Origin of the sequence: Acinetobacter pittii (genome assembly GCF_022449185.1) — a bacterium.
Lineage (GTDB): Bacteria > Pseudomonadota > Gammaproteobacteria > Pseudomonadales > Moraxellaceae > Acinetobacter > Acinetobacter pittii_I.
The window spans coordinates 292,104-305,884 of record NZ_JAKUKO010000001.1 but is presented as its reverse complement, the minus strand read 5'-3'; the positions used below and the strand labels follow the sequence as shown (position 1 = coordinate 305,884).

Sequence of the window (13,781 nt, the reverse complement as noted above, 5' to 3'; positions counted from 1 at the left end):
ACCTTTTTTTCTGCAAATTTCTAACGAATGAAATAGTTAAACTGGTTACTTCTTTTTTTGCTATATTAGCCCATTAGAAAGCGGCTTCTTATTTTAAAACCTAAGAAGCCTTTTCTGAAAACGGGTATCAATATGGGTAACTATTTTAGTCACTTATTAAATATATTTTAATTATCATGAGGTTAAGTTCATCATGCTTCTAATGATCGACAATTACGACTCTTTTACCTACAACATCGTCCAGTATTTTGGCGAGTTGAATCAGGAAGTAAAAGTAGTTCGCAATGATCAAGTCACATTAGAGGATATTGAACGATGGCAACCTAAATATCTGGTTATTGGTCCTGGTCCTTGCTCCCCAAGTGAAGCTGGTATTTCAATTCCTGCAATTAATCATTTTGCCGGAAAAATTCCTTTGCTTGGCGTGTGTTTAGGGCATCAAAGTATTGGGCAAGCTTTTGGCGGAAAAATTGTAAGAGCCAAAACGGTGATGCATGGACGTTTATCTGATATGTACCATAGCAATAAGGGTATTTTCAGTAATCTTCCTAGCCCATTCTCGGCGACTCGTTATCATTCATTAGTCATTGATCAAGAAACACTACCTGACTGTCTTGAAGTAACGTGCTGGACCAATGAAGCAGATGGCTCAATGGAAGAAATCATGGGTGTTAAACATAAGACATTGCCTGTTGAAGGCGTGCAGTTCCATCCTGAATCAATCTTGAGTCAACATGGCCATCAAATCTTTAAAAACTTTTTAGATATTTATGCATAAGTGATCCCTATGAATATTCAACAAGCACTTAACCATATAACAAAAAATATTCACCTGACTCAGCCGCAAATGGAAGACATTATGCGTAGCATCATGCAGGGTGAGGCAACCGAAGCACAAATTGGTGCTTTGATGATGGGCCTTCGCATGAAAGGCGAAAGTATTGACGAAATTACTGCTGCTGCGCGTGTCATGCGTGAATTTGCCATCAAAATTGATGTCAGTGATATCAAATATTTAGTTGATATTGTCGGCACGGGTGGCGATGGTCAAAACTTATTTAATGTCTCTACCGCTTCAAGCTTTGTAATTGCGGCGGCAGGTGCAACCATTGCCAAACATGGTAACCGTGGCGTTTCAAGCAAATCAGGTTCATCTGACTTACTTGAGCAAGCTGGTATTAATCTTGATCTAGACATGCAACAAACTGAACGCTGCATCCGTGAGATGGGTGTAGGGTTTTTATTTGCTCCAAACCACCACAAAGCAATGAAATATGCTGTTGGACCACGTCGTGAGCTTGGTGTTCGTAGCATTTTCAATTTACTCGGCCCGCTTACGAATCCGGCCGGCGTAAAACGCTTTGTGATTGGCGTATTTTCAGATGAACTTTGCCGTCCAATTGCCGAAGTGATGAAGCAACTTGGTGCTGAACATGTGATGGTGGTTCATTCAAGAGATGGGCTTGATGAAATCAGCCTTGCAGCTCCTACAACTGTCGCTGAACTAAAAGACGGTGAAATTACTGAATGGACACTTACCCCTGAAGATGTCGGGATTGAGTCACAAACTTTAAACGGTTTAGTGGTTGCGGATGCCGCAGCAAGCTTAAAGCTGATTAAAGATGCATTGGGTAAAAATAAAACTGATATTGGTGAAAAAGCAGCAAATATGATTGCGCTTAATGCGGGTGCTGGTATTTATGTGTCAGGTATTACCAAAACTTATGCTCAGGCTGTTACCTTCGCTCAAGATATTATTTACGGCGGACAGGCTTTAGAAAAAATGAGTGTTTTGGCTGAATTTACCAAAACATTAAAGCAATCTCAGGCAGATTAAGGATTTCTCATGATTAATATTCAAAATACCATTTTAGGTAAAATTGTTGACCGTAAACATGAGGAACTTGCTGCGCGTTTAAAACAACGTAATTTGCAAGATGTTGAAGAACTAGCAAAAGCTGCGACTCCAGTACGTGGCTTTGCAAATGCTTTACAAAATAAACGTCCGGGTGTGATTGCTGAAATTAAAAAAGCATCTCCATCAAAAGGAGTTATTCGCGCAGACTTTAATCCTGCTGAAATTGCCCAGCAATATGAACAAGCTGGAGCTGCGTGTTTGTCTGTTTTAACTGATGTTGATTTCTTTCAGGGAGCAGATGAAAATATTGCGATTGCTCGCAATCATTGTGCCCTACCTGCTTTACGTAAAGACTTTCTGATCGATCCATATAATGTAGTTGAAGCTCGCGCTTTGCATGCTGACTGTATTTTATTAATTGTCGCTTGTTTATCTGACCAGCAACTCGAAGAAATGTCAAAAACTGCGTTTGAACATCAACTCGATGTATTAGTTGAAGTTCATGACGAAGAAGAAATGGAACGCGCTTTAAAGCTTTCTGAGCAATGTTTATTAGGTGTGAATAACCGTAATTTAAAAACGTTTGATGTGGATTTAAATACGTCTATCCGTTTGAAAAAATTACTTCCGGCCTCACGTTTATTAATTACTGAAAGCGGTATTGCGACACCAGATGATGTACATATGATGCAAGAGCATGATATTCACAGCTTCTTGGTGGGCGAAAGTTTTATGAAACAACCTCGTCCAGATCAAGCTTTTACTGCCCTTTTTGGACAACCTCAAACGGTTTAATGAAGATATATGAGTAATAAAGATTCATCGCTTTCTAAAGAGCAACAGAAGTTATTGAAGCAATTTAAAAAGCAAATCTCCAATCCTCATTCAAGCAAAATCACAAATCAGCCTGAGACTAAAAAATCTCAGGCTGAGTCTGAAGAATTGGAAGATACCCATCTGTTTCAACAGGCTGTTGCAGGTGTAAAACGCATCAACAATAGCAATATTGCCGATGTAAAAACACCTCGTGCCAGAAAAGTCGACGCACAAACGCTAGCGAAACGTGCAGCTGCCGAAGGTGGTCGTGACACCGAACATGCCGAGTTATCAGATACGCAAGCTGCTTTAAATCCGGTCGCAAGCCAAGCAACGTTAAGCTATCGCATCGCGACTCTGCAACATAAGGTTTTTGAAGACTTAAAAGCAGGCAAGATGCGCTGGTTTGAAGCTGTAGATTTACACGGCTGTACCATTGAACAAGCACGTGACGCAGTTTTACAAATTATTCAGATGGCAAAAGATGAAAATCAAAATGTCATTAAAATTGTGCATGGTAAAGGCCCAGAAGCGGTCTTAAAAACCTATGTCAACGGATGGTTACGTCAGCATCGTGATGTTTTGGCCTTTGTAAGTGCCCCTGAAAATCAAGGTGGTACAGGTGCCGTTCTCGTACTGCTTAAACGTGCAGAAAAAAATCCTAAGTTCGAACAAAAAAAATGATCCTTTGGGATCATTTTTTTACATCAAACACCTGCAATAATTGAGCAACTACTGCAATGGCAATCATTGCAGGTTGTTTCGATGAAATTCCTTCTACCCCGATCGGGCAAACCAAACGTTGTAAAGTTTCCTGAGTATAACCTCGCACCTGCATACGTTTTTCAAAAATGGCCCTTTTACTTTTTGAGCCAATCATCCCAACATAAGCAAATGGTTTTGCCGTAGGTTTTAAGGCTGTAAAACACAGTTGCAAATCTAGTTGATGATCGTGCGTTAAAATTAAAACTGCACCTGAACGGTCAAAATGCTCAATCTCGGCGTCTAAGGTATCAGTTGTTATACAGTGCGTCTGTTCCAATAAATCGGATGGGAAAATATCATCACGCGGATCAATCCATTTCACCATGACACCTATAGGCAATAAACAACGAACAATTGCTTCACCCACATGCCCGGCGCCACAAATCAGCACTTGCATAGCATAAGGCTGAATCTGCTGGCTAAATTGCCATTCTTCACGACTTGTAGAATGAAACTCGAAATTCGGCTGTTGTTCTATATCCACAATCTGCCAAGTGGATGCATATTGATGTGAGACGGTACGCCATATATGCCTTCCAGCTCGCCATGCTTGCAAACTCACGGATAAATCCGATGTGACCGTAGCGGGTGATATTTTTTCAAACAATAACCATATCACTCCGCCACAACACTGCCCCAACCGAGCACTAAGGTTAAAACGTTCAATACGCCTCACACAAGTTCCCGTTTCACTTAACATTGCTTTAGCAATATCAATCGCCTGAAACTCTAAATGCCCACCGCCGATCGTATCTGACTGCTGCCATTGCTGTTGCAAATTAAACCGCAACAACATGGTTGCACCAACCTCTCGCGGTGTAGAACCATCAGCGCGGACTACTGTGACCAATACCATAGGCAGAGCATCGACTTGCCACGCTACAAAATCAGTCCACCATTGTAAATGTTGCATAATCTTCTACATTTTAGCTTGTGGTCGGTCAGCCAAAGCTTGTCCCCGTCCAATAGCAATTGCACGTAAAATTTCTTCGGCAGTTGCTGGAGCATTGAGTACGAGCGGTGCATTTTCTGGAATAGCTGCCTGTACCGCCTGACGAATTGCCGAGAAAACAGATAATGCCAGCATAAATGGAGGTTCACCTACTGCTTTGGAGCGGTAGATGGTGTCTGCCTGATTTTGATTATTAAACAATTTGACATTAAAAATATGAGGAATATCTACACTGGTCGGGATTTTGTAAGTTGAAGGTGCATGGGTAAACAAACGGCCTATGTGTGGCCCCTGCGGCTGCCAATACAACTCTTCTGTCGTGAGCCATCCCATCCCTTGTACAAAACCACCTTCAATTTGCCCAATATCAATTGCTGGGTTAATTGACTGCCCGACATCATGCAAAATATCGGCACGTAATACTTTCATTTCCCCAGTTAGCGTATCTATTGCGACCTCGCTGACCGCTGCGCCATAAGCATAGTAGAAAAATGGATGCCCTAAATGGTTGACCTGATCATAGTGAATTTCTGGCGTTTTATAAAAACCACTGTCCCATAATTGCACACGTGCCATATATGCTCGTTGAACCAAGTCAGGAAATGTCCATGAATGGCCATTCGCTGTTGAAACCATACTATCTTCAAACTGGACTTGCTCTGCGTCACTATCACTTATGTCTGCTGCAAGTTTTGCCAGACGCTCACGAATCTTAATACAAGCATTTTGAACAGCTTTACCGTTTAGATCTGCTCCACTCGATGCTGCAGTTGCCGAAGTATTTGGCACCCGAGAAGTGTCTGTTGCAATTAAACGAACACTATCGATGGGTAAACCCAACTCATGTGCAGCAACCTGCCGTACTTTGGTATATAACCCCTATCCCATTTCTGTACCACCGTGCGTAATCGCAACAGTGCCATCCATGTACACATAGACTAGTGCACCTGCCTGATTGTAATGCACGGCGTTAAACGAAATACCAAACATTAATGGGGTTAACGCAATACCACGCTTAATGATGTTATTGCTCTGATTAAAGGCATGAATGCTCTGTTTACGTTTCGCGTAATCGCTACCTTGCAATAATTCGGCCACCAGTCGAGGAGCAACATTATCACGAACTTCTGCCCCATAATGCATGCGATCACGTCCAGCACCCGGCTGTTCGGCAAAGAAATTACGTTGACGAATTTCAACTGGGTCACAACCTAAATAACGAGCAATATCATCAATAATATTTTCAATGACAAACATACCTTGTGGTCCACCAAAACCACGGTATGCTGTATTAGAAACAGTATTGGTTTTACAACGTAAGTTACGTAGCTCAACTGCATTTAAATAATAAGCGTTGCCAATATGGCAAATTGCTCGTTCATTTACTGGCCCAGATAAATCAGCCGAAAAACCACAGTTTGAAGCCAGTTGCACCTTTAAGCCTTGCAGAACACCACTGTCATCAAAGGCCACAGACCACTCATAAGCAAAACCGTGACGTTTACCTGTAGCGCTCATATCATCATCACGATCTAAGCGTAATTTACACGGACGGCCTGTTTTTTGTGCTGCCAAAGATGCAATGCATGCCCACTGCGCCGATTGCGACTCTTTACCACCAAAACCACCACCCATACGGCGACTTTCCACACTGACCTGATGCATATTCATGCCTAGTGCATGACAAATCAGCAGCTGCATTTCGGTTGGATGTTGTGTCGAGCAATAGACTTTTAACCCATCATTTTCTTGTGGTATAGCATAGGAAATCTGTCCCTCTAGGTAAAAATGCTCTTGCCCACCCAGCTCAATAGCACCTGAAAGTTGGTGGGCTGCATTTTGAAATGCCTGTTCAACGTCACCGTGGCTAAATTCAACAGGCGGTAACACCCACGATTCTTTTTTAATCGCATCTTGAATTGTTAAAATCGGAATTTCGGGTACATACTCAATTTTCGCCAAGCGAACTGCCTGACGGGCTTGCTGATAACTGTCAGCAACAACCACAAACAGGGCTTGTCCATAAAATTCGACCTGATCTTCGGCAAAAATCGGGTCATCTTTAACAATTGGTCCCCAATTATTTTCAACCTCAATATCTTTTGCCGAAAAAACTGCATAAACACCATCAGCCTGACGTACGGCATCCAAATCAAACTTACTGATTTTGCCTTTGGCACAATTTGAAAATCCGACCGCTAGATGCATGGTATTTTCAAGCTCGGGTAAATCATCAATATAAGTTGCCTGCCCCGTCACATGTAAATGCGCGCTCTCGTGTGAAATCGAATCACCTGCTTTAGCGGATTTTTTAGAAATCTTTAAGTCAATATTTTGATTCATGTCAGATCTCCACCATAGCAATCAAGTCATTTACTCGAGTGATTGTCCGAGACAGGATTTTTTCTACATAAAACCGCTGTAAACAGTTTTTCGCGACGTGTAATCGATATGCCGAGCTAGCACGTCCATCATCTAAAGGCTGATAGTCTTGCGATAAAGCCTCTTTTGCCTGAACGATCAATTCTGCTGTAATTTGCTGGCCTTCCAATATGGCTTCTGCATATTTTGCACGTTTGGGAATAGCTGCCATACCACCAAAAGCAATTCTGACATTGTGAGCGACACTATCTTTATCTAGCTCACATGAAATGGCTGCACATACCGCAGAAATATCTTGTTCAAAACGTTTGGCAATTTTATAGCTGGCAAATTTAAAACGCGTCTGCCCTTCACGAAGCGGAATAACAATCGCCTCAACAAACTCACCAAGTTGTAATGCTGTTTTTTGATAATCTATATAAAAGTCTTCCAAAGCAATTTCACGAGTCTGTTCACCTGCTCGCAAAATCAATCGTGTACCTAGCGTAATTAATGCTGGCATTGAGTCACCAATAGGTGAACCATTAGCAATATTTCCGCCTAGGGTTCCAGCATTTTTAATCGGCATAGAAGCAAAACGGCGCTGTAATTCTTGAAAGTCAGGATAAAAATCTGAAATTTTGATGAGTGCATCACTCAGACTTACATTTGCCCCAATCGTTAAAGCGTGGTCGGTAACTACAATATTTTTCAATTCTTCAACCTGACCGATATAAAGCATATCGCCTAAATCACGGCCCTGCTTTGTTACCCACAAACCGACATCTGTACTACCTGCAACAATCCGTGCTTGCGGTAACTGCAAACGTAATGCGGCAAAATCCAGCAAAATCTTTGGTGCAAAGAATTGTTGACCATGATCATTTAAATGTAATGCAGGTAATGTTTTGATCTCTTTTAATACATCAATTATTTTTTGGCGTTCTAATACAACACGTGGATAGTCATAAGCTTTTTGTGCTGCATCTAAAATAGGGCGATAGCCCGTACAGCGGCACAAATTTCCAGAAAGATAATCACTGATTTTATCTTTGCTTGGTGGCTGTTGTTCATTTTCATACATTGCCCATAACGACATGATAAAACCGGGCGTGCAAAAACCACATTGTGAGCCATGCATATCCACCATCGCCTGTTGTACAGGATGCAATGTCCCAGCTTGTGTAGGTAATAAATTATGAATATCTTCTACTGTAAATAAAGCTTTACCATCTAAAGTCGCTAAAAACTGAATACAGGCATTCACGCTCCGTAATTGCAGGTTGTCATTAATCAACTCACCAATCACTACTGTACATGCACCACAATCGCCCTCAGCACAGCCCTCTTTTGTACCAGTCTGACGAGTCTTACCAGTTTGGGTATATTCTCGGAGAAATTGTAAGACCGTCATGGTGGGTAATACATTTTCTACTTGTTGCTGACTGCCACGAAAAAAAAAGGTAATTGGACGTTCTGACATTTTTTATCCTTATGCTCTATAGTACGGCATATTTGCAAATATGATGCCATGAGGCGATCATTTATAACTTAACTGTATTAGTCGCACATTTCATGTTCAAATACTTGACTATTAACGATAAAAAACATGAAATTTATTCACCATTTATCCAACGCGTACCGAACAGGATAAATATAGTGCGACGAGTTATGAACATCAGGTCATGTTTCTGATACAATGCCGAGCTTGTCTAATAGAGTAAATTTATACGCCTTATGTCAATGCAGCAATCGTACGCAAACATTCTGACTGCCGTCGGTGAAGACCTTAATCGTCCCGGCCTTAAAGATACGCCTGTGCGTGCGGCTAAAGCTTTTTCATATTTAACTTCTGGCTATAGTAAAACTTTAGAAGAAGTCACCAATAATGCGGTTTTCCCATCAGATAACCATGAAATGGTATTGGTGAAGAATATTGAATTCTATTCGCTTTGCGAACATCATCTCCTCCCATTCTACGGTCGTGTTCATGTTGCCTATTTACCGGAAGGCAAAGTTCTCGGCCTATCTAAATTTGCACGAATTACCGAGATGTTTGCTCGCCGTTTGCAAATTCAGGAAAATCTGACTCAACAAATCGCAGAAGCTGTCGCAGAAGTGACTGGTGCTCGCGGTGTTGCTGTAGTCATCGATTCAGCACATATGTGTATGATGATGCGTGGTGTAGGTAAACAAGAGTCTACAACCCGTACAGTTTCATTTGTCGGCGATTTTAAAACCGACAAAGAAGCACGTCGTGAATTTTTAAGTGCAGTACCAGAAAGCTATTAATCTGGTTTTACTGCCAAAATAAAAGCCCGCCGAAGTTGGGCTTTTTTTATATCTATTTAAAGCACTTAACCAATAAAACATAACAATTAAATTAGGTGATTTTTGTTATAAAAGTACGCATCTTTATTTTTAAACGATTTAGAGTTAATCATGCGATTTAAAAAAATTTCTTACTTACTTTTACCCCCTCTTATTATTTTTAGTACCTCAATTTATGCGGGCAATACATCAAAAGAACAAGAAATTAAAAAACTGGTAGATCAAAACTTTAAACCTTTATTAGATAAATATGATGTGCCGGGTATGGCTGTGGGTGTTATTCAAAATAATAAAAAGTATGAAACGTATTACGGCCTACAATCCGTTCAAGATAAAAAAGCCGTAAATAGCAGTACCATTTTTGAACTAGGTTCAGTCAGTAAATTATTTACCGCAACAGCAGGTGGATATGCAAAAACAAAAGGAAAAATTTCTTTTAATGACACACCCGGAAAATATTGGAAAGAGTTAAAAAACACCCCAATTGATCAGGTCAATTTACTTCAACTTGCCACCTATACAAGTGGTAACCTCGCCTTGCAATTCCCAGATGAAGTACAAACAGATCAACAGGTTTTAACTTTTTTTAAAGATTGGAAACCTAAAAACCCAATCGGTGAATATAGACAATATTCAAACCCAAGTATTGGCCTATTTGGGGAAATAGTTGGTTTATCAATGAAGCAGCCTTTTAGTCAGGTCTTGGAAAAAACGATTTTTCCGGACCTTGGCTTAAAACATAGCTATGTCAATGTGCCTAAAACTCAGATGCAAAACTATGCATTTGGCTATAACCAAGAAAATCAGCCAATTCGAGTTAACCCTGGTCCGCTAGATGCTCCAGCATACGGCGTCAAATCGACACTACCCGATATGCTTAAGTTTATTAATGCCAACCTCAACCCACAGAAATATCCGAAAGATATTCAACGTGCAATTAATGAAACACATCAGGGTTTCTATCAAGTCGGCACCATGTATCAGGCACTTGGTTGGGAAGAATTTTCTTATCCAGCGCCTTTACAAACTTTATTAGACAGTAATTCAGAACAAATTGTGATGAAGCCTAATAAAGTGACTGCCATTTCAAAAGAACCTTCAGTTAAGATGTTCCACAAAACTGGTTCAACCAATGGTTTTGGAACATATGTCGTGTTCATTCCTAAAGAAAATATTGGCTTAGTCATGTTAACCAATAAACGTATTCCAAACGAAGAGCGTATTAAGGCGGCTTATGCTGTGCTAAATGCGATAAAGAAATAATTTTTCCCTAAAACAAAAAGAGAGAAATAGAGGAAATCTATTTCTCTTTTTTTATGAATATACGATTTAAAAGAACCAGACATACCCTAAGCTTGATTTCATCCAGTCCAGATGATTTTGTTTTTCATAATCCCAATTCAGGCGAATAGCATTATTACTATTAATGGCATATTGCCACTGGGTATTTAAACGTAAGTTCCATTGGTTTTGGTCTTCCCAATAGGGTAGTTCAACTTGCACCACAGTGTTAAATTTTTCAAACCACTGATTCATACATCCTAATGTCGGCCCTACTCCCACACGCCAGCCTTTATCTAAATTTGAACCTGCTTGGACATAAGTTTGGACTTGCCCATAGCACACATGTTTACGGTCATAGTCCGCAACACTATAGCCAACTTGGGTATTAAAACTCGCTACCCCATGCTGTTTTTCATCACTATAAACGCCGTCATGAACTGCTTCTTGACGCCAACCTAAGTTAAATCCCCAAGTAAGAGGTGTTTTGAATGGTTGGATCGGGTTATAAGAGTTCACCTCTAGTAGATCAAGATGTTCTAGCTTTAAATGATCATCTCGCCACTGTGCATTACCATTTAAAAATAATAATTGAGTACCGGCACGGTATCCGCCCTGCGGATCTATTAAGTCATGATAAGCCTGTCTATGCCCAATCTCGATAAACTTATCACCTTGCACTTCGCCCAGTTTTAGCGAAACATTACGTGCATTATGACCTTGAGTCGGCTCGGTTGATGGTCTTTTAGGTTCTTGGCGTTGTTTGTCTAAATCAATCTGACTTCGTAGTGCTAAAAGCTGTCTAAGCTGTGGCTGAGCAAAACTTTCTTCAACTTTGCGACTAATGAATTGTAGATATAAATCATCGTAAGCCATCTCAAGAATTTTGGCCTGATCTGATGGGCTAAATGATTTAAGTGTTTCCGAAGACTCTTTAATTGGCTTCATTGCTAACTGATGAGCCACTTTAGCTAAAGATGCACCATGCTGATGAGCTTGAGCTAATAATTGAGTCTCTAAAGCTGGTCGATACACAGGAGCATTAGTAAGCCCTTGCTGCTGCATCGCTTTAATGGTTTCCATTGGAATAGAAGCGTAATTAAACTTTTCTTGTAAGTTAGACTCAGGTTTAACCAAATCAACCAATCCCAATAAACGATAGGCGCAGTTGTCACTCACAAAGTAATAAGGGAAGCTCACATGTTGCATTTCCCAAATGTGAGACACTAAAAAGCGTGTTTCTTCAGGAGATAGATTTAACTCATATTCCCACAAATCACGGCTCTCAAAATCACCATATTCTTTTACCTTACGATAGTAAGGCATCAGTGAATATTCACCTGGATACTGCCCTGTTAAACCTTTCCATGCATATGACCAGTTGTCGTTGCCTGCCACAGTTGCTGCGTAGTTTACGGCGTAAGAAACAAGGTTTAACTGCTGTTGATCTTTTGGATCTAAACGCAATAAAGTATGCCCAAACATGGAGCTAGGATTGCCCATAAAATCGGTTGCATAAATTAATGTCGCTTTGTAGGGCTTAATTTGCCCAATCCAGTTTTCAAATTCGGTACACTTTACTTGAGGCAATTCATTTTCTTGAATGCCGACTTTTTGCATGAGCCATTGACTACGTGCAGGGAACTTACAACGAATCGACTGATTATCTTGAGCAGGCATAAATAATGCCGAGATATCCGCTTTCAGCTCTTCTTTTAGATTATTTTTTCCATTTTTTGATAGGAAATAGCCACCGTAAGTGACCTCACTTTTCTGGTTTTTATTGGCATACATGAGCCTTTGCCATGTAATATCTTGGTCAAGATTTTGTTGTTCTGCGATTGACCAATATTTTTGAATAGATGGATTTATATCTGCTGAATACGCAATATTCACTGCCAAAGAGGCAAAAACTAAAACAACTGACTTCATTAAGCTCATCAATTTTTATCATTAAATATAAGAAAAACCCTGCCATATGACAGGGTTTTCAGTTTCAAACTTATACGTAAGCTTTTAAAACGTCATCTTTAGCCATTACAGTTTGTAATGATGCTAATACTTGAAGCGTATTTTGGTTGTTTGCAGAATAGATTTCACCAAAGTTTGCTTTTGAAACTTTAAAGAAACGGTCTTTATCTTGAGGTTTAATTTGCATTAATTCAGCAAGTACGTTCAGGCTTTCACCTTGGCCTACGGCCATATCACGTGCTAAAGCTTCAGCATTTTCATTTGTGAATGTAACCACTTGCGCAGTTACTGTTCCGCCTTGACGGCAGCCTAAAGTACCGAAAGTAATACCTAATAATTGGTTAGTAAAAATGCCGTTTGTTGTTGCAGCAAGAATTTTAGGTACCACTCCTTTTTGGCCAGCCCATACTTGCGTACCCACACCACAACCTACATCGTTATCAGCCATAGCAACACTTGAACCAGCTGCTAACAAAGCAGCTAAAGCTAATTTTTTTAACATAGATGTATATCTCCAAAAATCATTATTGATTTGTTTCTTATGTATTGTTATGTGTAACTATTATTACACCCTATCAAAGATAGCGATAAGCTTGTCATTTAGCAATTAAAAAATAAACAATATGATAAAAATTGAAAGAGGAATTTTTACTTTAAATTCCAATCACCTTGATTATCTCGATGACCTAATATTTTAAGAACTAATACTAAACTTAGCAGTAATAATAAATACCATGACCCAAGTTTCCCCCAACCCACCATATGCCAAGCATCAACCTGACTTGGATAGAGCCATATTTTATAAAAAGTACTAATATTTTCAGCAATCCAGATGAGAAAAGCGAGAGTAAATAATACAGGTAACATCGGAATTTTAAATTTATGCTCATTTAACTGAAAATAAAGCTTGGTCTTCCAAAAAATAAAAATACTGATCGCAAATAAAATATAGCGAATATCAAGTACAAAAAATTTACTCATAAAGTTTATATATGAGAAAAATGCGAGTAAAAGCATCGTTGCAAAACTTGGAAGTTTTTCAAAAGAAACCTGAAACAGTCGAATTGAACGTGCAAAAAAACTACCCACAGCCGAATACATAAAGCCTGCAAATAAAGGCACAGTTAAAATTTTAAATACCGCAGGCTGTGGATATTGCCATGACGCAATCGCAGGATGAGTCAAGAATATTTCCATGACCATCGCCATAACGTGAAATAAAGCAATAACTTTGGCTTCTGCCCACGATTCAAGTTTTAAATATAAAAGACAGATCTGAATCAGCACTGCATAGATGAGTAAATAATCATAGCGATAAAAACCCATATATTCATGGCTTCCCATCGGTGCTGTGAAAGCAAAAGCAATTAAAAGCAGAATACCAAACAAGGCTGCCGAAACAGCCTTGCCGATAAAATGAATTGGTAAAGTAAGATGGCGCACAAA

General features: G+C 39.8%; 11 protein-coding genes and 1 pseudogene. 6 read left to right on the top strand and 6 right to left on the bottom strand.

Going from position 1 to position 13,781, the window contains the following annotated elements; translation table 11 throughout:
• Nucleotides 1-193 precede the first annotated feature (193 nt).
• From trpG to MKX14_RS01360, 4 genes are read left to right on the top strand one after another with little or no spacing between them, the layout of a single operon-like run.
• Nucleotides 194-778, top strand: a complete 585-nt coding sequence (gene trpG / locus MKX14_RS01375) for an anthranilate synthase component II (RefSeq protein WP_000925673.1) — start codon at nucleotides 194-196, stop codon at nucleotides 776-778.
• Between the two features lie 9 nt (nucleotides 779-787).
• On the top strand, nucleotides 788-1,837 hold the full coding sequence (gene trpD / locus MKX14_RS01370; RefSeq protein WP_240281574.1) for an anthranilate phosphoribosyltransferase: 1,050 nt from the start codon (nucleotides 788-790) through the stop codon (nucleotides 1,835-1,837).
• Nucleotides 1,838-1,846: 9 nt separating this feature from the next.
• Nucleotides 1,847-2,653: an indole-3-glycerol phosphate synthase TrpC gene (gene trpC / locus MKX14_RS01365; protein ID WP_240281573.1), complete on the top strand. Its 807-nt coding sequence runs from the start codon at nucleotides 1,847-1,849 to the stop codon at nucleotides 2,651-2,653.
• Between the two features lie 9 nt (nucleotides 2,654-2,662).
• The gene (locus MKX14_RS01360; RefSeq protein ID WP_057077362.1) at nucleotides 2,663-3,358 is read left to right on the top strand and encodes a Smr/MutS family protein; all 696 of its coding nucleotides are present in this window, start codon (nucleotides 2,663-2,665) and stop codon (nucleotides 3,356-3,358) included.
• A 10-nt stretch (nucleotides 3,359-3,368) separates the two neighbouring features.
• Here the strand turns inward: MKX14_RS01360 and xdhC are convergent, their stop codons facing one another.
• The 3 genes and pseudogenes from xdhC to xdhA all read right to left on the bottom strand — a co-directional run bounded on the left by xdhC (nucleotide 3,369) and on the right by xdhA (nucleotide 8,235).
• A complete protein-coding gene (gene xdhC, locus MKX14_RS01355; protein ID WP_240281572.1) occupies nucleotides 3,369-4,352 on the bottom strand; it encodes a xanthine dehydrogenase accessory protein XdhC in 984 nt (327 codons plus the stop codon).
• A 6-nt stretch (nucleotides 4,353-4,358) separates the two neighbouring features.
• Nucleotides 4,359-6,734: pseudogene (xdhB, locus tag MKX14_RS01350) on the bottom strand (xanthine dehydrogenase molybdopterin binding subunit).
• Nucleotide 6,735: 1 nt separating this feature from the next.
• Nucleotides 6,736-8,235, bottom strand: a complete 1,500-nt coding sequence (gene xdhA, locus MKX14_RS01345) for a xanthine dehydrogenase small subunit (protein ID WP_240281571.1) — start codon at nucleotides 8,233-8,235, stop codon at nucleotides 6,736-6,738.
• 260 nt (nucleotides 8,236-8,495) lie between these two features.
• On the opposite strand from xdhA, the gene folE reads away from it, so the two are divergent.
• Entirely contained in the window at nucleotides 8,496-9,044 is a 549-nt protein-coding gene (folE, locus tag MKX14_RS01340) for a GTP cyclohydrolase I FolE (protein ID WP_001187844.1), read from the top strand.
• 150 nt (nucleotides 9,045-9,194) lie between these two features.
• Nucleotides 9,195-10,346, top strand: coding sequence for an ADC family extended-spectrum class C beta-lactamase (gene blaADC / locus MKX14_RS01335; RefSeq protein WP_108011278.1), 1,152 nt, complete (start codon nucleotides 9,195-9,197; stop codon nucleotides 10,344-10,346).
• A gap of 66 nt (nucleotides 10,347-10,412) precedes the next feature.
• On the opposite strand, the gene MKX14_RS01330 is transcribed toward blaADC, so the two are convergent.
• The 3 genes from MKX14_RS01330 to MKX14_RS01320 all read right to left on the bottom strand — a co-directional run bounded on the left by MKX14_RS01330 (nucleotide 10,413) and on the right by MKX14_RS01320 (nucleotide 13,778).
• Nucleotides 10,413-12,305, bottom strand: a complete 1,893-nt coding sequence (locus tag MKX14_RS01330; RefSeq protein ID WP_046812572.1) for a DUF4105 domain-containing protein — start codon at nucleotides 12,303-12,305, stop codon at nucleotides 10,413-10,415.
• A gap of 61 nt (nucleotides 12,306-12,366) precedes the next feature.
• Nucleotides 12,367-12,837 (bottom strand): DUF3015 family protein, encoded by a 471-nt coding sequence (locus tag MKX14_RS01325; protein ID WP_002118800.1) that lies wholly within the window; start codon nucleotides 12,835-12,837, stop codon nucleotides 12,367-12,369.
• 146 nt (nucleotides 12,838-12,983) lie between these two features.
• On the bottom strand, nucleotides 12,984-13,778 hold the full coding sequence (locus MKX14_RS01320) for a DUF817 family protein (RefSeq protein WP_240281570.1): 795 nt from the start codon (nucleotides 13,776-13,778) through the stop codon (nucleotides 12,984-12,986).
• Between the last annotated feature and the right edge of the window lie 3 nt (nucleotides 13,779-13,781).